This is a genomic window from Streptomyces sp. MMG1121 (assembly GCF_001280015.1).
GTDB lineage: Bacteria > Actinomycetota > Actinomycetes > Streptomycetales > Streptomycetaceae > Streptomyces.
Genome location: NZ_LGDV01000025.1, coordinates 69,917 through 88,677, shown reverse-complemented (window position 1 = coordinate 88,677; position 18,761 = coordinate 69,917). Strand labels below are relative to the sequence as shown.

The following is an 18,761-nucleotide window of genomic DNA, read 5'->3' as shown; positions in this document are numbered from 1 at the left end:
GGGAGCGGCCTCCCGCCCAGGCGTGGCAGCCCGCTCCGGCATGGCAGCCCGCCCCGGCGCGGCCGCCCGCCAGGACGGCTGGTCGCTGCCCCGGCCTCTCAGCCGAGCGAGGCGGACGGGCGGGTGGGTGAATGCAGCGCGGCCGACAGCGCCTTCAGGAAGCCGTTCGCCGTTCCCCGGTCCCGTACGGCCACCCGTACCCACTCCTCGCCGAGTCCCGGGAAGGTGTCACCCCGGCGCACGGCGTAGCCGAGCTCGCGCAACCGGTGCCGTACCCCGGCCGCCCCCGGCATACGGACCAGCACGAACGGTCCTTGCGCGGGCTCCGCCACCCGTACACCCCGGTCGGCGAGGGCCGTCAGCCCCGCCACCAGATGGGCCCGGTCGGCCGCGATGCGATGCGCCGCATGGCCCGCCTCGGCCAGCGCCCGGGACGTGACACAGGCCTCGGCCGCGGCCAGGGCCGGCGTCGACACGGGCCACAGCGGCTGGGCCTGCTCCAGCGACGCAATGATCTCCGGCGCGGCCAGCACGTACCCGATCCGCAGCCCGGCCAGCCCCCACGTCTTGGTCAGGCTGCGCAGCACGACCAGGCCGGGGACGTCCGTCCGCCCGGCCAGCGCCTCCCGCTCACCCGGCACCGCGTCCATGAACGCCTCGTCGACCACCAACGTCCGCCCCGGACGGGCGAGTCGGGCGATTGCGGCCGCCGGGTGCAGCACCGACGTGGGGTTGGTCGGATTCCCGATCACCACCAGATCGGCGTCCTCGGGCACCGCCGCGGGATCCAGCCGGAACCCGTCCGCCTCCCGCAGCAGCACCCGGTCCACGGTGTGCCCCGCGTCCCGCAGCGCCGCCTCCGGCTCGGTGAACTGCGGGTGCACGACGACCGGTCGACGTACCTTCAGGGCGCGCGCCAGGAGCACGAACGCCTCCGCCGCCCCGGCCGTCAGCAGCACCCGTTCCACCGGCAGCCCGTGCCGCGCCGCCACCGCCGTCCGCGCGGCCCGCCCGTCCGGGTAGGCCGCGAGCGCACCCAGCGACCCGGCGATCCGCTCGCGCAGCCAGACCGGGGGAGTGTCGGCGCGCACGTTGACCGCGAGGTCGACCAGCGCGGAGCCGTCGTCACGGACCTCGGCGTCGCCGTGATGGCGCAGATCGTGCCCCGTGTCCTCAGTGTGCATGGCTGTGCGCGTGCCCCCCGTGATGGTGGTGCCCGTGTCCGTGGTGGTCCCCGTCGTCGTCCGGGTGGAAGTGCGGCTGCTGCGGCAGCCCCACCTTGTCCTCGAAGCCCGGCAGCGCGATCCGGTACACGCACGAGTCGCAGTTCATCCGCAGATCACCCTTGACCGCCTCCCGGTACCGCTCCGTCACCAGGTCCAGCAGCTCCGGCTCGGGCCCGATGACATCGGCGGAGCGCACCTCGACCTCCGGGTGCGCGGCCGCCCAGCCCTCGGTCTGCTGCCGCACCCGGTCCGGCAGGATCCCGGTGAACAGGAAGTAGGGGAGGACGACGATCCGCTGCGCCCCCAGCTTCGCGCACCGGTCCAGCCCGCTCGGCACGTCCGGCGCCGCCAGCGACACGAACGCCGTCTCCACACCGGCGTACCCCCGTCCCTCCCACAGCAGCCGGGCCGCCTTGTGCACCTCGGCGTTGGCGTCCGGGTCGGTCGAGCCGCGCCCGACCAGCAGCACGGTCACGTCGGCCCGGTCCTCGGGCGTACGTCCGGTGCCCCCGAGCGCCTCGTCCAGCCGCCGCTCCAGCACGTTCAGCAGCGCCGGGTGCGGGCCCAGCGGACGGCCGTAGGTGTACGTGATCCCCGGGTGCCGTTCCTTCTCGCGGGCCAGCGCGGCCGGGATGTCCCCCTTGGCGTGCCCGGCGGACACCAGCATCAGCGGCACCGCGGCGAACCGTCGTACGCCCTGTTCGACCAGCTCGGTGACGGCGTCGCCGAGCGGCGGCGGGGACAGTTCGATGAAGCCGCCCGCGACGGGCAGTTCGGGGTGGCGACGGCCCAACTCCCGTACGAAGTCGCGGAACGCCTCGGCTCCGGCCTCGTCCCGGGTGCCGTGGCCGGCGATGAGCAGAGCGGGCGGCGGGGTGGTCACTGGGTCTCCTCGGATGAAGTGGGGTGGTACAGCAGGGCGTTGAGCGCGGCGGCGGCGACCGCCGACCCGCCCTTCTCGGACACGTTGCTCACGGCGGGCAGCCCGCTCGCGCGGAGCGCGGCCTTGGACTCGGCCGCCCCGACGAAGCCGACGGGCAGCCCGATGACGAGCGCGGGGGAGGCGTCCAGGGCGAGCAGCTCCTCCAGGGCGGTCGGTGCGCAGCCGATCACCCACAGGGCACCGGGCCCCACCTCCTCGTACGCGAGCCGGATCGCATGTGCCGAACGGGTCAGCCCCGGACCCGACGTGGCGTCCTTCAGCCGGCAGACGGTCCCTCGGCGGGTGATTCCGGCCGCGACCATCTCCACGTCCACGACGACGGGCGCCCCGGCGTGCAGCGCGGCGTGCGCCTTCGCCAGGTCGTCCTCGTCGGTCACGAGGTCGCTCGCGTACTCCAGGTCGGCGGCGGAGTGGATGACCCGCTCCACCACCGCCCGGGTCAGCGGCGGGAAGTGCGAGGTGTCCAGGCGGGCGCGCAGCCGCCGGAAGGACTCCTGCTCGATGGGGTGCACGATCCGGTTCACCGGGCCTCCTCCTGCCTGCCGTCCTGCCAGCGGTAGCCGCGCGGGGTCACCATGCGGCCCGCGATCGTACGGGTCGCGGTGTTGCCCACCGTCACGACCGTCATCATGTCGACCGACGCCGGGTCGAGCGCGCCGAGGGTGGTCACCCGGCTCGACTCGTCCGGCCGGGTCGCGCTCCGCACGACACCGACCGGCGTCGTCGGCTCGCGGTGCCCGGCGAGGATCGTGAGCGCCTTGGGCAGCTGCCAGTCGCGGCCCCGCGAGCGCGGGTTGTAGAAGGTGACGACGAGGTCCGCCTCGGCCGCCGCCCGCACCCGCCGCTCGATGACCTCCCACGGCGTGTGCAGGTCGGACAGGCTGATGGACACGTGGTCGTGGCCCAGCGGCGCGCCCAGGATCGCCCCGGCGGCCAGCGCGGCCGTCACCCCGGGCACCCCGACCACGTCGATGTCGTCGGACGCCTCGGCCAGCGCCGGGGAGGCCATGGCGTACACGCCCGCGTCCCCGCTGCCGATCAGTGCCACCGCGTGCCCCGCACGGGCCTCGGCGACCGCCGCACGGGCCCGCTCCTCCTCGGCTCCGAGCCCCGACTCCAGCACCCGGGTGCCCGGCCGCAGCAGGTCGCGGATCTGGTCGACGTACTGGTCGAGCCCCACCAGCACGGAGGCGCGCCGGAGTTCGGCCTCGGCACGCGGGGTGAGCAGATCCCGGGCGCCGGGTCCGAGCCCGACCACCGCGAGCCGCCCGCGCCCCGGGCGCCGTACGACGGCACAGGTCGCCATCGCGGGCCGGGCCGCCGACTTCCGCTTGGGCACGAGGAGTTCTCCGCCCCGGACCAGCGCGGCGGCCTCCGCCACCGAGGGCGTACCGACCGCCGCGAGCGGAGCGTCGGACGGGTTGGGCACCTCGACGGCCGCCAGCTCCTCGGCGGAGTACGTCACCAGGGGCACGCCCAGCCGCTCGGCGGCCGCGACGATGCCGGGCTCCGCCGCCTTGGCGTCCACGGTGGCCAGTTCGGCGACCGACCGGACCGACAGACCCGCGTCCCGCAGCGCCTCCTCGACCAGCCCGAGGACCTCCTCGACGGGCGCGCCCCTGGACGCGCCGACACCGACCACCAGCGACGGCGGCCTGAGCAGCACCTCGCGCTCGCCCGGCGCGACGGCCCGGTCCGTGAGCCGGACGGTGTACGAGCCCTGCGCCGAGAGCGGCAGCGGCGGCAGCGGCCAGGCCACCTCGGCCTCCAGCGCCACCGGTTCGCCGTCCAGCAGGGCGCGGCAGACCGCGGCCACCGCACCCTCGTAGGGGAGTCCGAGCATGTCCAGGCCCGGCAGTCCCACGGAGTCCGTCGCCGTCGTCACCACTGGCTCCGCGGCCAGCAACGCGCCCACCTCGCGGGCGAGTTCATTGGCGCCGCCGCCGTGCCCGCCGACCAGCGACACCGCGTACCGGCCGCCCTCGTCCACGCACACCACGCCCGGGTCGGCCCTCTTGTCGCCGAGCAGCGGCGCGAGCAGCCGTACCGCCGCCCCCGTCGCGAGGAAGCACACCAGCTGCTCGCACTCCGCGAACGCGGCCCGCACCGCCTCCCCGACGGGACCCTCGTACACCCGCGTGCGGTCCGGCCACGCCGCGGCCAGCCGGTCCCGCGCCGCCGCACCCGCCGCAGTGGCGGAAATGAGGCCGATCACTCGTCAACTCCCTTACTGGATACCTGGGTTCGCACGCCCCAGAGCAGAAACACAGGATTGGTCGCCGCGAGCCGGGTCACATCGCCCGGCAGCGGTGCCAGCCGCGACGACTGCAACAGCAGCCCGTCGCAGGTGAGGCCGGCGGCCATGAGCGCCTCGCGCGCCGCCGGCACCCGGTCGAGCGCGGCCATGGCGACGACGACGGTGCGCCGGGCCCGGCGCGCGCACGCGCCGATGATGTCCGCCAGCTCCCGGCCGCCACCTCCGACGAACACCGCGTCGGGATCGTCCAGCCCGTCCAGGGCCTCCGGTGCCGAGCCGTGCACCACGGCCACGTCGACGCCGTGGGCGCGGGCGTTGGCGCGGACGCGCTCCACCCCGTCCGCCGCCTTCTCCACGGCGACGACGGCCGCACCGAGCCGCGCGCACTCCACCGCCACCGAGCCCGAGCCGGCGCCCACGTCCCACACCAGGTCGCCGAGCCGGGGCCCGAGCCGGGCCAGGGCCAGCGCGCGCACCTCGAACTTGGTGATCATCGAGTCCCGGTGCGCGAACTCGCCCTCGTCCAGCGCCCATCGAGCGGGCTGCGCCGGTACCCCGGCGACCGTGCGCACCGTGCCGAGCGCCCGGGTCTGGTCCAGGCACAGGACCACGCTCACCGCCGTACCCCAGTCCCGGGCCGCCGCCTCGGCGGGCGTCACCCGTTCCACGCGCTCGCGCGCCGGATCGCCGAGCGCGCTCGCCACGACCAGGACCCGGTCGGCCGGCAGCGCGGCGCCCAGTTCGGCGGGACCGGCGCCCGGGCCGGTGAGAACGGCCACCTTGGGGCGCGCCCGGCAGACGTTCACCGCCGTGCGCAGCTCCCGGCCGTGCGCACTGACCACGACCGCGTCGTCCCAGGGCAGCCCGATCCGCGCGAACGCGGTGGCCACCGAGGACACCCCCGGCCGCACGTCCAGCCGCCCGGCGCCGAACCGCTCGGCCAGCGCCCGCACGATCCCGAAGAACCCGGGGTCCCCGGAGGCCAGCACCACGACCTTCTGGCCGGCGTACCGCGCGATGGTGTCCAGGGCGGGCGCCAGCGGCCCGAGCACGACCCGCTCGGCCGCCTCCGGCAGTCGTACGGCGTCCAGGTGCCGCCGCCCGCCGACGACGAGCGCGGCCCCCGCCACGACGTCCTCGGGAACCGGCGCGCCCGTGCCCGTGCCGACGACCGTGATCAACTCTTCGCCCGCTGCTCGCGCAGGGCGCGGCGGGCCTCCGGGTCGGCCTTGCGGTACCCGTGGAAGTGACCCGGGTGGTACAGGTGCGAGCGGGTGCCGTGCGCGTCCAGCGCCGGACCGACCAGGAAGAGCGTGTGCTTCCAGAGCTTGTGCTCCTTGACCGTCTCCTCCAGCGTGCCGATCGTGCACCTCACGACCAGCTCCTCCGGCCAGGTCGCCTGGTACGCCACGACCACCGGGGTGTCCGTCGGATAGCCGCCCTCCAGCAGCTCGCGCACCAGCTGGCCACTGCGCGCCGCCGACAGGAAGACCGCCATGGTGGTGCCGTGCCGGGCGAACTCGCGCACCTCCTCGCCGGGCGGCATCGGCGTCTTGCCGCCGCCCAGCCGGGTGAGCACCACGGACTGCGCGACCTCGGGAATGGTCAGCTCGCGCCGGGCGAGCGCGGCCACGGCGGAGAACGCCGAGACACCCGGTACGACCTCGGTCGCGATCCCGATCTCGTCGCACCGGTCCAGCTGTTCCTGCGTGCCGCCCCACAGCGCGGGGTCGCCGGAGTGGATCCGGGCCACCTTGCGGCCCTCGGCGTGCGCACGCCGGTAGACGGCGACGACGTCCTCCAGGGACATGGTCGCCGAGTCCAGGATCTCCGCCTGCGCGCGGGCGTGCTCGAGGACCTCCGCCTGGACCAGGCTCGCCGCCCAGATCACCACGTCCGCGTCCGCGATGGCACGCGCGGCGCGGAACGTCAGCAGGTCGGCGGCGCCGGGGCCGGCACCGACGAACGTCACCTTGCCGGCGGGGGCGTCGCCGCCGGCACCGGCAGAGGCATCGATGGTGGCATCGACCATGGGAAAGGTCCTCTCGTACGGAAAACACACAGCAGAAGTGGGCGAAACGTCAGGGTGTGGGGCAGTATGCGAGGCACCGGATGTGCGCGAACGCGCCTCGATCGGATAGCAAGGGCCTATGGCGGTCTTCGTCGCGCTCGGCGCGTTCCTGATGACGCTGGCCGGCGGCTGGACGGCACAGCGCGTGACCGACCGTCGCCATCTCGTCCTGGGACTGGCCGGCGGCCTGATGCTGGGCGTGGTCGGCCTGGACCTGCTGCCGGAGGCACTGCACGCGGCCGACCGCGTGATCTTCGGCGTACCGGCCGCCCTGCTGCTCTTCGTGGCCGGCTTCCTGCTGGCCCATCTGGTGGAACGCACGCTGGCCGCGCGCCAGGCGGCCCACGGCGGTGACGAGCACAACCACCGGGCGCCCGAGGTGGGCCTGACGGCGGCCGCCGCGATGGTGGGCCACAGCGCCATGGACGGCGTGGCGATCGGTGCGGCCTTCCAGGTGGGCGGCGGCATGGGCGCCTCCGTCGCGCTCGCCGTGATCGCCCACGACTTCGCCGACGGCTTCAACACCTTCACCATCACGAGCCTGTACGGCAACGCCCGCCGCCGGGCCCTCGCGATGCTGGTGGCCGACGCCTGCGCACCGGTGCTGGGCGCGCTCTCGACGGCCTTCGTCCACATCCCCGAGGCGGTGCTCGGCGGCTATCTGGGCCTCTTCGGCGGCGTACTCCTCTATCTCGCCGCCGCCGAGATCCTGCCCGAGGCCCACCACGAGCACCCGGCGCGCTCCACCCTGCTGTGCACGGTCGCGGGCGCGGCCTTCATCTGGCTGGTGGTGGGCATCTCCGGCGGCTGACCCGACCGGACGGCTCACAGTTTCCCGCCCCGTCCGCCGTCCCGGCGCGGCGGCGCGATCAGCGTCGACAGATACGGCAGCGGCGTCCCGTCCAGCTCGGCGGCCGCCCGCACCGACTCCTCCGGCAGGCCCAGCGCCGAACCCCACACGGCGTCGTCCAGCCGCCCGGTCTGCGCGAGCGCCTCGGCCACCTCGGCGGCCTGCCGCCCGAACTTGTACGCCACCACGGTCCCCGGCCCGGCCAGCGCCTCCTTCAGCACCGCCGAACCCGCCGTCACCGGCACCAGCGTCAGCGGCTCGGTGCCCTCCGTCAGCACGGCCCCGGAGCGCGCCGCGAGATCCTGCATGGCGGTGATCCCGGGCACGGTCTCCACGACGACACCCGGCACCAGCCCGGCGATCGTCTGCGCGAGATACGTGAACGTCGAGTACACATTGGGATCGCCGATGGTGGCGAAGGCGACGGACGCGTGCCGCCCCAGCAGTTCGGCGACCTGCTCGCCCGCCGCGTCCCAGGCGGCCTCCCGGCGCGCCCGGTCGGTCCGCTCGTTGAGCGCGAACACCACCCGCAGGACCTTCTCGGCGGGCACGTAGTGCAACACGGTCGCCTCGGCCCGCCCCCGTTCGCCCGTGTCCATGACGGGTACGACGACGACGTCGGCCGAACGCAGTGCGTTGACCCCCTTGACGGTCACCAGCTCCGGATCTCCGGGGCCGACCCCGATTCCGATCAGCCTGCTGCTCATGACGTCCGGCACCTCTCCACGAACCGACGGGCGACACCGGGCTCGGACGCCCAGTGCGTGTGCAGATAACTCGCGTGCACGCCCTGCTGTACGAAACCTTCCACCCGCCGCACCGGCGCCCGCACACCCCACGCGGGAGCGGCACCGGCGCCGGGCTCGACGACCGTGCGATGGAACTCGTGCCCCCGCATCCGCGTCCCGGCGACCGCCAGCACACTGTCCCCGACGGCCACCGCGTCCCGGTAGCCCAGGGTGAGCCGTTCCGCCATCCGGGCCGTGGCATCCAGCACGCCGCACATGGGCTTGCCGTCCAACTCCCGGCACAGATAGAGCAGTCCGGCACACTCGGCGGCGACGGGCGCGCCGCGGAAGGCGAGTTCGGCAACGGCCTCGCGCAGCGGCGCGTTGGCGGACAGCTCGGCGGCGTACATCTCGGGGAAACCGCCGCCCATGACCAACCCGGCCGTCCCTTCGGGCAGTCGCTCGTCGTGGAGCGGATCGAAGGTGACGACCTCGGCACCGGCGGCGGTGAGCAGTTCGGTGTGCTCGGCGTAGGAGAAGGTGAAGGCGGGGCCACCGGCGACGGCGACGCGCGGCGCTCGCCTCTCGGCCGACAGCGCCGGGTCGTGGACGGCCGAGGCGGGGGTCCAGGGGGCGGAGCCCCCCGGTACGGGACCGGCGGCACGGGCAAGCGCTTCCAGCGCGCCCAGGTCACACCCCTGAGCCACGTGCGCCGCCATGGCCGCGACGGAGCCGACCGCGGCGGAGTGCCGCTCGGCGACCGGCACCAGCCCGAGGTGCCGAGAAGGCGTGTTCACCTGTCCAGCCCGCCGCAAGGCACCCAGCACCGGCACCCCGGCCGCGTCCAGCGCCTCCCGCAGCAGCTCCTCGTGCCGGTCGGAGGCCACCTTGTTCAGGATCACGCCCCCGACCCGCACCTGCGGATCCCAGGAGGCGAAGCCGTGCACCAGCGCCGCCACCGACCGGGACTGCGACGACGCGTCCACGACCAGCACCACCGGCGCCCCCAGCAGCTTGGCGACATGAGCGGTGGAGGCCAGTTCGCCCTCGCCGGCCGCCCCGTCGTACAGCCCCATCACACCCTCGACCACGGCCAGGTCGCACCCGCGCGCCCCGTGCTGGAACAGCGGAGCGATCAGCTCCGGACCGCACAGGTACGCGTCCAGGTTCCGCCCCGCCCGCCCGGTCGCGAGCGCGTGGTACCCGGGGTCGATGTAGTCCGGCCCGACCTTGTGCGGGGACACGGCGAGCCCCCGCGCGGCGAACGCGGCCATCAGCCCCGTGGCCACGGTGGTCTTGCCGCTGCCCGAGGAGGGCGCGGCGATGACCAGCCGTGGCACCGACGACCTCACCACTCGATGCCCTTCTGGCCCTTCTGCCCCGCGTCCATGGGGTGCTTGACCTTGGACATGTCGGTGACGAGATCGGCGAAGCCGACGAGCTTCTCCGGGGCGTTCCGTCCGGTGATCACCACATGCTGGGTACCGGGCCGGTTCCGCAGCACCTCGATCACCTCGTCCGTGTCCACCCAGCCCCAGTGCATGGGGTAGGCGAACTCGTCCAGCACGTACAGCCGGTACGTCTCGGCAGCCAGGTCCCGCTTGACCTGCTCCCAGCCCTCCCGGGCCTTCTCCTCGTTGTCCATCTGGGCGTCCCGCTGGACCCAGGACCAGCCCTCGCCCATCTTGTGCCAGTCGACGGTGCCGCCCTCGGCGGAGGCGCCGAGCACGCGCAGCGCGTTCTCCTCGCCGACCTTCCACTTCGCCGACTTCACGAACTGGAACACCCCGATGGGCCACCCCTGGTTCCAGGCGCGCAGCGCGAGCCCGAACGCGGCGGTGGACTTGCCCTTGCCGACGCCCGTGTGGACGACGACCAGCGGACGATTGCGGCGCTGACGGGTCGTCAGGCCGTCCTCCGGTACGACACTGGGCTGTCCCTGCGGCATTACGCGGCCCTCCTCGACGTCCCCTGCACATCCCTGACCAGCCCGGCGATCGAGTCGGCCCGCAGCTCGTCCAGCGTGACGGCGCTGCCGCCCAGCTCACCCGCGAGCTGCCCGGCCAGCCCCAGCCGCACCGGACCCGACTCGCAGTCCACGACCACCGACGCGGTGCCCTCGGCCGCGAACAGCCGCGCCGCCCGCCCCGCGAGCGCCACCGGCTCGGGGCCGCCCGTGGCCCGCCCGTCGGTCACCACCACGACCAGCGCCCGCCGGGCCGGATCCCGCAGCCGCTCCACGCGCAGCACCTCGTGCGCCTTCAGCAGCCCGGCCGCCAGCGGCGTACGACCACCGGTCGGCAGCGACTCCAATCGCACGGCGGCCGCGTCGACGGACGACGTCGGCGGCAGCGCCACGTCCGCGCCGGACCCCCGGAACGTCACCAGACCCACCTTGTCCCGCCGCTGATAGGCATCGAGCAGCAGCGACAGCACGGCACCCTTCACGGCGCTCATCCGCTGCCGCGCCGCCATCGACCCCGAGGCGTCGACGACGAACAGCACGAGGTTCCCCTCGCGCCCCTCCCGCGTCGCCTGCCGCAGGTCGTCCCGGCGCAGCACCAGCCCCGGCCCGGACCGGCCGCGCGCCCGCTGGTGCGGGGCGGCGGCCTGCACGGTCGCGGCCAGGTGCAGCTTGGTCAGCGTCCCCCGGGGGCGCCGGGCCCCGGTGGTCCGCCCGTGCTCGGTGCGCGCCCGCGAGCGGCGCCCGGCGGCACCCTCACCGAGCCCCGGCACGCTCAGCACCTTGGTGCGGAACGGCTCGGCGGCCCGTACGGCCGACTGCTCCCGTGCGCCGGAGGCCTGCGGCTCCCCGTCCTCACCGGCCTCGGGCCGCGCGGCGGTGTCGCCGCCGCCCTGCCCTCCGGACTCGGGCGCCGGCTGCCCGCCCCCGCCACCGGGACCGTCCGGATCGGGGTCGTCGTCGCCCTCGTTCTCCTCGCCGGAGAACTGCTCCAGCGTCTCGTCCAGCTTGTCCTCGTCCAGACCCGGCGCGTCGAACGGGTTGCGCCGCCTGCGGTGCGGCAGCGCGAGCAGCGCGGCCTGCCGGACGTCCTCGGCGAGTACGTCCGTCCGCCCGGCCCACGCGGCCAGCGCGGTCGCGGTGCGCGCCATCACGATGTCGGCACGCATACCGTCCACCTCGAAGGCCGCACAGGTCGCCGCGATCTGCCGCAGCGCCCCGTCACCCAGCCGCACCTGCGGCAGCAACTCCCGTGCCGCCACGATCCGTTGCCGCACGACGGCCTCCTCCTCGGCCCACCGCGCGGCGAAGCCGGCCGGATCGTCGTCGTACGCCAGCCGGCGCCGCACCACCTCGACCCGCTGGTCCGGTTCCCGCGAGGCCGCGACCTCCACGGTCAGCCCGAACCGGTCGAGCAACTGCGGCCGCAGCTCGCCCTCTTCGGGGTTCATGGTGCCGACGAGCAGAAAACGGGCCGCGTGCCGCACGGAGACGCCCTCGCGCTCCACGTACGACGCGCCCATCGCCGCCGCGTCCAGCAGCAGGTCGACCAGGTGGTCGTGGAGCAGGTTGACCTCGTCGACGTAGAGGATCCCGCGGTGCGCGTCGGCCAGCAGGCCCGGCTCGAACGCCTTCACGCCCTCGGCGAGCGCCCGCTCGATGTCCAGGGCGCCGACCAGCCGGTCCTCGGAGGCGCCGACGGGCAGTTCGACCATCCGCGCCGCACGGGCCGTACCGGAGGCCGGCTCGTGCGCGCCGTCCGGGCAGGACGGGTCCGGCGCCGCCGGGTCACAGGAGAACCGGCAGCCGGGAACGACGGCCACCTCGGGCAGCAGCGCCGACAGGGCGCGTACGGCCGTCGACTTGGCCGTGCCCTTCTCGCCGCGCACCAGCACGCCGCCGACCGCGGGGCTGACCGCGTTCAGCAGCAGCGCGAGCCGCAGATCGTCCTGGCCGACAACGGCCGTGAAAGGAAAGGGAGTCGTCACTGGTCGTCGCCCTCCAAGTCGCCTTCCAGCTCCAGATAGGTGGCGCGCAGCCGCTCCAGCGTCTGCGCGTCCGGCTCCGCCCACAGCCCCCGGTCGGCCGCCTCCAGCAGGCGTTCGGTGATGCCGCGCAGCGCCCAGGGGTTGGACTTCTTCATGAAGTCCCGGTTCTCCGGGTCGAAGACGTACTCCGCGCTGAGCTTCTCGTACATCCAGTCGTCGACCACGCCCGCCGTGGCGTCGTAGCCGAACAGGTAGTCCACGGTCGCCGCCATCTCGAAGGCGCCCTTGTAGCCGTGCCGGCGCATGGCCGCCATCCAGCGCGGGTTGACCACCCGGGCCCGGAACACCCGGTGCGTCTCCTCGCCGAGCGTTCGTGTCTTCACCTGGTCCGGCACGGCCGAATCACCGACGTACGCCTCGGGGTTGGCGCCGGTCAGATGCCGGACCATGGCGACCATGCCGCCGTGGTACTGGAAGTAGTCGTCGGCGTCGACCAGGTCGTGCTCGCGGGTGTCGACGTTCTTCGCGGCCACCGCGATCCGCTTGAACGCGGTCTCCATGTCGCCGCGCGCCGCCCGCCCGTCGAGCCCGCGCCCGTAGGCGTAACCGCCCCACACCGCGTACACCTCGGCGAGGTCGGCGTCCGAGCGCCAGTTGCGGGCGTCGATCAGCGGCAGCAGCCCGGCGCCGTACGCCCCCGGCTTCGAGCCGAAGATCCGGGCCGTCGCGCGCCGCCGGTCGCCGTGCTCGGCGGCGTCCTCGTCGGCGTGGGCCTTCACGAAGTTGCCCTCGGCGGGCTCGTCCAGCTCCGCCACCGCCCGCACCGCGTCGTCGATCAGCCCGACCACGTGCGGGAACGCGTCCCGGAAGAAGCCGGAGATACGGACCGTGACGTCGATGCGCGGCCGGCCCAGCTCGGCCAGGGGGATCACCTCGAAGCCGGTGACCCGGCGCGAGGCGTCGTCCCACACCGGGCGGCAGCCGAGCAGCGCCAGGATCTCGGCGATGTCGTCACCCTGGGTGCGCATCGCGGACGTACCCCACACCGTGAGGCCCACCGACTTCGGGTACGCGCCCGTGTCCTGCAGATAGCGGGCCACGAGCGAGTCGGCCAGCGACTGGCCGACCTCCCAACTCAGCCTGGAGGGAATGGCCTTGGGGTCGACCGAGTAGAAGTTCCGGCCGGTCGGCAGGACGTTCACCAGGCCACGGGTCGGCGAACCCGACGGACCCGCCGGGACGTATCCGCCGTCCAGCGCCCGCAGGATGTGCCCGATCTCGTCGGTGGTCCGCGCGAGCCGCGGTACGACCTCGGCGCAGGCGAACTCCAGCACGGCGAGCGCGTCGGGGAGTTCGAAGCCGAGCGCGTCGCGCAGGACGGCGGGTACGGCCGTGCGCTCCCACGCCCGCTCCTCCATGCCCTGCGCGATCCGCCGGCACAGCTGCTCCAGCAGGTCGATCGCGTCGGCGGCCGACCGGGACGGGCCCTGAACCAGGTCGGTCAGCTCCACCGGCACCTTCACCGGCGCCCCCGGCTCGGCCAGCAACTCCTTCTCCACCAGCCCGAAGTGCTCGGCGAGGCAGGCCCTGAGCCCCGGCAGCGCGTTCGCCTGCCCGCCCCACACCTGTGCGGCGCGCAGCACGGCCAGGACGAGGTTCACCCGCGCCTCGTCGACCGGGCCGCCGCCCAGGATGTGCAGGCCGTCCCGGATCTGGACGTCCTTGATCTCGCACAGATAGCCGTCGATGTGCATGACGAACTCGTCGAAGTCGCCGTCGTCCGGCTGCTCGTCCACATGCAGGTCGTGGTGCAGCTCGGCCGCCTTGACCAGGGTCCAGATCTGGGCGCGCACGGCCGGCGCCTTCGCCGGGTCCAGGTCGGAGACGAGCGCGTACTCGTCCAGCAGCTGCTCCAGCTTGGCCAGGTCGCCGTAGGTGTCGGCGCGGGCCATCGGCGGCACCAGGTGGTCGATCACCGTGGCGTGCCCGCGCCGCTTGGCCTGGGTGCCCTCACCGGGGTCGTTCACGATGAACGGGTAGAGGAGCGGCAGCTCGCCGAGGACGGCGTCCGGCGCGCATCCGCGCGACAGCCCCAGCCCCTTGCCCGGCAGCCACTCCATCGTGCCGTGCTTGCCCATGTGCACGATCGCGTCGGCACCGAAGCTGTTCTCGAGCCAGCGGTAGGCGGCCACGTAGTGGTGCGAGGGCGGCATGTCCGGGTCGTGGTAGATCGCGATCGGGTTCTCCCCGAAACCGCGCGGCGGCTGGATCATCACCACGACGTTCCCGAACCTGAGCGAGGCGAGGACGATCTCGTCCCCGTCCACGTACAGGTTTCCCGGCGGCTCGCCCCACGCCTCGGTCATCGCGTCCCGCAGCTCCGGGTCGAGCTTGTCGAACCACGCCAGGTAGTCCGCCAGTGGCACCCGCGCGGGCGCGGAGGCCAGCTGTTCCTCCGTGAGCCACTCGACGTCGTGGCCGCCGGCCTCGATCAGCCGGTGGATCAACTCGTCGCCGTCGTCGGGGTATTCGGTGAGCGCGTACCCGGCGTCCCGGAGCGCGTCGAGCACCCGCACCGCCGACGCGGGCGTGTCCAGACCGACCGCGTTGCCGACCCGCGAGTGCTTGGTCGGGTACGCGGTGAAGACCAGCGCGATCTTCTTCTCCGCGTTCGGCTTGTGCTTCAACCGCGCGTGCCGTACGGCGATTCCGGCCACCCGTGCGGCCCGCTCCGGGTCGGCCACGTACACCGGGACCTCGTCGGGGCCCTGCTCCTTGAAGGAGAACGGCACGGTGATCAGACGGCCGTCGAACTCCGGGATCGCGACCTGCATCGCCGCGTCCATCGGCGACAGCGCCGCGTCCGACTCGTCCCAAGCGGCCCGCGAGGAGGTGAGGCACAGCCCCTGCAGCACCGGGACATCGAGGTCCGCGAGGGCGCCGATGTCCCAGGCCTCCTCGTCGCCGCCCGCCGAGGCCTGCGAGGCGTGCGTGCCGCCGGCCGCGAGCACGGTGGCGACCAGCGCGTCGGCCGTGCCCAGCAGCTCGTACAGCGCGGGATCCGCACCGCGCAGCGAACCGCAGTACACGGGGAGCGCGTTGGCGCCCTTCGCCTCGATCGCCTCGCACAGGGTGTCCACGAAGGCGGTGTTGCCGCTCAGCTCGTGCGCCCGGTAGAAGAGCACGCCGACGGTCGGACGGCCGTCCTGGATCCCGTACGAGCCGTGGACGCCGTACTCCGGCATCTTGCACGGCTCCTCGAAGCCCTCGCCGGTCAGCAGCACGGTGTCGGACAGGAACCGGGACAGCTCCAGCAGGTTCGCCGGGCCGCCCTCGACCAGGTACCTCAGCGCCTCGGCCACCACGCCGGCGGGCACCGACGACTCGGCCATCAACTCCGCGTCCGGTACGGCCTCGCCGCCCAGCAGCACGGTCGGGATCCCGGCCGCCCTCAGCGCGGCCAGCCCGTCCTCCCAGGCGCGCTTGCCGCCCAGCAGCCGTACGACGGCGAGGTCCGCGCTGTCGAGCAGTGCCGGCAGCTCTCCGGTGACGTCCACCCGGGTCGGGTTGCCGATGCGGTAGTCCGCGCCGGAGGCCCGGGCCGCCAGCAGATCCGTGTCGGCGGTGGACAACAACAACACTGTGCTCATGCGGGCGCTCCCGGTGGAATGAAAGGCAGTCCTTGCGGCGCGCCCGACTCGATGAGCCGCCAGAGCGCGTCCGTGTCCGCGTGCTGTTCGATCAGGTCGCCGAGCCGGTCGAGCTGCTCCTCGCGCAGCGCGGCGAAGGAGGTGTCCGGCGCGGGGACGAAGCGGCGGCCCGCGGCGGCGGCCACCTCGCGCAGGAAGGCCCGCCGGAAGCCGTCCGACTCCAGCGAGCCGTGCCAGTGGGTGCCCCAGGTCTGTCCTACCCGGCAGCCGTCCAGGAAGGGGGTGCCGCCGAGGACTTCGGCGACGCCGTGGTGGATCTCGTACCCCTCGACCGGCCGGCCGAGGGCCTCGCCGGTCGGCCGGGCCAGGGTCTTCTCGCGGGCGAACCGCACCCGCACGGGCAGCATCCCCAGCCCGTCCACGTGCCCCTCGCGGCTCTCGACCTCGTCCTCGATGTGCTCGCCCAGGATCTGGAAGCCGCCGCAGATGCCGAGGACGGGCTGGTGCCGGGCGGCCCTGCGCACGAGGGCGTCCGCCAGCCCCCGCTCCCGCAGCCACTCCAGCGCGCGCACCGTGCCCCGCGTGCCGGGGACCACCACGAGGTCCGCGTCCGCCAGCTCCTCCGGCCGGTCCACGAACCGCACCACGACGCCCGGTTCGGCGGCCAGGGCGTCCACGTCCGTGAAGTTGGACATCAGCGGGATCGCGCACACGGCGACCCGCAGCACGTCCTCGCCGACGGGCGGGGCCACGGTGGACTCGCGCACCGTACCGCGCAGCGAGACCCGGAGCCCGTCCTCCTCGTCGATGCCGAGCCCGTGCCGGAACGGCAGCACGCCGTAGGTGCGCCGCCCGGTGAGACCCTGGAGCATCTCCAACCCGGGCTCCAGCAGGCTGACATCGCCCCGGAACTTGTTCACCAGGAACCCGGCGATCAGCTCCTGGTCCTCGGGCGAGAGCAGCGCGACGGTGCCGAAGAAGGAGGCGAAGACGCCGCCGCGGTCGATGTCGCCCACCACCAGCACGGGCAGGCGCGCGTTCCGCGCGATCCCCATGTTCACGATGTCGGTGCGCCGCAGATTGATCTCCGCCGGCGAGCCCGCCCCCTCACAGATCACCGCGTCATACGTGCCCCGCAACTCGGCCAGACAGTCCAGCACCGTGCCGAGCAGCCGCTGCTGGCGTCCGCCGTGGTAGCCGCGGGCGCTCAGCTCGCCCACCGGCTTGCCCAGCAGCACCACCTGGCTGCTCTGTTCGCCGCCGGGCTTGAGCAGCACGGGGTTCATCGGCGCGGTCGGCTCGATCCGGCACGCCTGAGCCTGCATGGCCTGGGCCCGCCCGATCTCCGCGCCCTCACGGGTCACGAAGGAGTTGAGCGACATGTTCTGCGCCTTGAACGGTGCGACCTTCACACCCTGGCGCACCAGCCACCGGCAGATCCCGGCCGTCACGACGCTCTTGCCGGCGTCGGAGGTGGTGCCGGCGACGAGGAGACCCCCGTTCACTTCCCACGTCCCTTCGGGCTGTTGACGCTCTTGAAGTTCTGGACGAGCAGGCGCGCGGCGACCGTGGTGCCGAGCGCGAGCAGGCCGACGCGGCGGGAGAGCCGTACGGCCCGGTCGATGTCGCCGACCCGGACGGCCCGCCCGGTGTCCCCGTTGAGGACGGGCCGGTGCTCGACGCGGCCGGCGTAGGACAGCGTCCCGCCCAGCCGTACGCCGAGCGCGCCCGCGAACGAGGCCTCCACGGGACCGGCGTTGGGGCTCGGGTGCTTGCGGGCGTCGGCCTTCCAGGCGCGCAGGGCACCGCGCGGGTCGGCTCCGGCAGCGGCGGCGAGTACCGCGGTCAGCCGCGCCCCCGGCCAGCCGGCCACGTCGTCGAGGCGGGCGGAGGCCCAGCCGTAGCGGCGGTGGCGCGGGGACCTGTGACCCACCATCGCGTCCAGGGTGTTGACCGCCCGGAACCCGAGCAGCCCCGGCACCCCGGCCACCGCGCCCCACACCAGCGCCCCCACGACGGCGTCGGAGGTGTTCTCGGCGACCGACTCGACCACGGCCCGCGCGATTGCGTCGGCGTCCAGCGCCTGCGGGTCCCGGCCGCACAGACGGGGCAGCCGCTCCCGGGCCGCCTCGACGTCCGCGCGTTCCAGCGCGTGCCCGATCGCGCGGGCCTCGCGGGCGAGCGAGGTGCCGCCGACGACCGCCCAGGCGGCGGCCGCGGTCAGCGCCGCGGAGGCGGTGGGGGAGGGGCGTACGGCGCGTGCGGCGACCGTGCCGAGTGCGACGGCGCCGCCCGCGCACACGACGGTGTGCAGCGTGCCCCAGCCGCGGTGGTCGTGCCACAACGCGCCTTCCACGGCCGCCGCCGCACGCCCGAAGACGGCGACCGGATGACCGCGGCGCGGATCGCCGAGGATCAGATCACCGAGAAGGCCGGCGGCGGCGCCGTACGCGTAGGAGCGATCGGCACCCATGGGCTCAGCCGGCCGTGGGTACGGGGGCGGGCCTGGTAGGGGTCCTTCGGCAGCCGGGCATGGCGATCGATGTCCTCACTCAGGGTGTCCGCGCCCTGGTTCGACGAGATGCGGCGGCGAGAGTTCCTGGCTCCCGGGGGTTCTTCCCCGGTGACAGTGGCGGGACCGCGCCGGATTCGCACCGGCTTCCTCTGCTGCCGCCGTACATGGCCCGGGCAGTCCACCACGCGCCCGGAAGGGCCGTCAACTTGCCGTTGACCTGCGAGGGGAGAGTGTGCCGATCCCCACATCGCGGGCGTGCGGACATGCGGAAGGCTCCTCTGCGGATGTCGCCGGAGAGGAGCCTTGCCGAGGTTCGGGCGCTGTCAGGCCTTGGCCACGATCAGGAAGATGCCGTACGCCACCGCCGCCGCGCAGGCCGCGAAGCAGACGTAGGCGCCGGTGACGGCGAGGGCGGCGGAGTCACCCTGCGCCGCGGCCTTCTCGCGCCGGGCCAGACCGTTGATGCCGAGGGTGAACAGGGCCACCAGGCCCACCGTGAACACGAGGCTGACGCCGAAGACGGAGCCGATGGCCGACCAGTCGATCTTCATGGGGATGCTTCCTTGTTAA

15 protein-coding genes and 1 riboswitch are annotated in these 18,761 nt (G+C 74.1%); of the genes, 1 reads left to right on the top strand and 14 read right to left on the bottom strand.

What is annotated here, in order from left to right; genetic code table 11:
- Positions 1-98 precede the first annotated feature (98 nt).
- The 6 genes from cobC to cobM are packed head-to-tail and all read right to left on the bottom strand — an operon-like array spanning position 99 to position 6,458.
- Positions 99-1,184: an Rv2231c family pyridoxal phosphate-dependent protein CobC gene (gene cobC / locus ADK64_RS04430; RefSeq protein WP_053654995.1), complete on the bottom strand. Its 1,086-nt coding sequence runs from the start codon at positions 1,182-1,184 to the stop codon at positions 99-101.
- The gene (locus ADK64_RS04425; RefSeq protein WP_053654993.1) at positions 1,174-2,109 is read right to left on the bottom strand and encodes a sirohydrochlorin chelatase; all 936 of its coding nucleotides are present in this window, start codon (positions 2,107-2,109) and stop codon (positions 1,174-1,176) included. The genes cobC and ADK64_RS04425 overlap by 11 nt, the downstream gene beginning before the upstream one ends.
- Entirely contained in the window at positions 2,106-2,693 is a 588-nt protein-coding gene (locus ADK64_RS04420) for a precorrin-8X methylmutase (protein WP_053654991.1), read from the bottom strand. The genes ADK64_RS04425 and ADK64_RS04420 overlap by 4 nt, the downstream gene beginning before the upstream one ends.
- Entirely contained in the window at positions 2,690-4,384 is a 1,695-nt protein-coding gene (gene cobJ, locus ADK64_RS04415) for a precorrin-3B C(17)-methyltransferase (protein ID WP_053654990.1), read from the bottom strand. The genes ADK64_RS04420 and cobJ overlap by 4 nt, the downstream gene beginning before the upstream one ends.
- Positions 4,381-5,607 carry a bifunctional cobalt-precorrin-7 (C(5))-methyltransferase/cobalt-precorrin-6B (C(15))-methyltransferase gene (locus ADK64_RS04410; RefSeq protein WP_053654989.1) on the bottom strand — a complete coding sequence of 409 codons (1,227 nt, stop codon included), beginning with the start codon at positions 5,605-5,607 and terminating at the stop codon, positions 4,381-4,383. Before ADK64_RS04410 ends, cobJ begins: the two co-directional genes overlap by 4 nt.
- Positions 5,604-6,458, bottom strand: a complete 855-nt coding sequence (cobM, locus tag ADK64_RS04405) for a precorrin-4 C(11)-methyltransferase (protein WP_053654988.1) — start codon at positions 6,456-6,458, stop codon at positions 5,604-5,606. The genes ADK64_RS04410 and cobM overlap by 4 nt, the downstream gene beginning before the upstream one ends.
- Before the next feature lie 118 nt (positions 6,459-6,576).
- On the opposite strand from cobM, the gene ADK64_RS04400 reads away from it, so the two are divergent.
- Positions 6,577-7,308 carry a ZIP family metal transporter gene (locus ADK64_RS04400; protein ID WP_053654987.1) on the top strand — a complete coding sequence of 244 codons (732 nt, stop codon included), beginning with the start codon at positions 6,577-6,579 and terminating at the stop codon, positions 7,306-7,308.
- 14 nt (positions 7,309-7,322) lie between these two features.
- Here the strand turns inward: ADK64_RS04400 and cobI are convergent, their stop codons facing one another.
- From cobI to ADK64_RS04360, 8 genes are all read right to left on the bottom strand, one after another.
- Positions 7,323-8,054: a precorrin-2 C(20)-methyltransferase gene (cobI, locus tag ADK64_RS04395; RefSeq protein ID WP_107092922.1), complete on the bottom strand. Its 732-nt coding sequence runs from the start codon at positions 8,052-8,054 to the stop codon at positions 7,323-7,325.
- Complete coding sequence (locus ADK64_RS04390; protein ID WP_053654984.1) at positions 8,051-9,430, bottom strand: cobyrinate a,c-diamide synthase; 1,380 nt, start codon at positions 9,428-9,430, stop codon at positions 8,051-8,053. The genes cobI and ADK64_RS04390 overlap by 4 nt, the downstream gene beginning before the upstream one ends.
- Positions 9,424-10,023, bottom strand: a complete 600-nt coding sequence (gene cobO, locus ADK64_RS04385; RefSeq protein WP_053654982.1) for a cob(I)yrinic acid a,c-diamide adenosyltransferase — start codon at positions 10,021-10,023, stop codon at positions 9,424-9,426. Before cobO ends, ADK64_RS04390 begins: the two co-directional genes overlap by 7 nt.
- The gene (locus ADK64_RS04380; protein ID WP_053654980.1) at positions 10,023-12,026 is read right to left on the bottom strand and encodes a putative cobaltochelatase; all 2,004 of its coding nucleotides are present in this window, start codon (positions 12,024-12,026) and stop codon (positions 10,023-10,025) included. The genes cobO and ADK64_RS04380 overlap by 1 nt, the downstream gene beginning before the upstream one ends.
- Complete coding sequence (cobN, locus tag ADK64_RS04375; RefSeq protein WP_053654978.1) at positions 12,023-15,676, bottom strand: cobaltochelatase subunit CobN; 3,654 nt, start codon at positions 15,674-15,676, stop codon at positions 12,023-12,025. The genes ADK64_RS04380 and cobN overlap by 4 nt, the downstream gene beginning before the upstream one ends.
- A complete protein-coding gene (locus ADK64_RS04370; protein WP_053654976.1) occupies positions 15,673-17,181 on the bottom strand; it encodes a cobyric acid synthase in 1,509 nt (502 codons plus the stop codon). The genes cobN and ADK64_RS04370 overlap by 4 nt, the downstream gene beginning before the upstream one ends.
- The gene (locus tag ADK64_RS04365; protein ID WP_053654974.1) at positions 17,178-18,149 is read right to left on the bottom strand and encodes a cobalamin biosynthesis protein; all 972 of its coding nucleotides are present in this window, start codon (positions 18,147-18,149) and stop codon (positions 17,178-17,180) included. The genes ADK64_RS04370 and ADK64_RS04365 overlap by 4 nt, the downstream gene beginning before the upstream one ends.
- Before the next feature lie 120 nt (positions 18,150-18,269).
- Positions 18,270-18,342: riboswitch (cobalamin riboswitch) on the bottom strand.
- A gap of 172 nt (positions 18,343-18,514) precedes the next feature.
- A complete protein-coding gene (locus ADK64_RS04360; RefSeq protein WP_053654972.1) occupies positions 18,515-18,742 on the bottom strand; it encodes a hypothetical protein in 228 nt (75 codons plus the stop codon).
- Positions 18,743-18,761 lie beyond the last annotated feature (19 nt).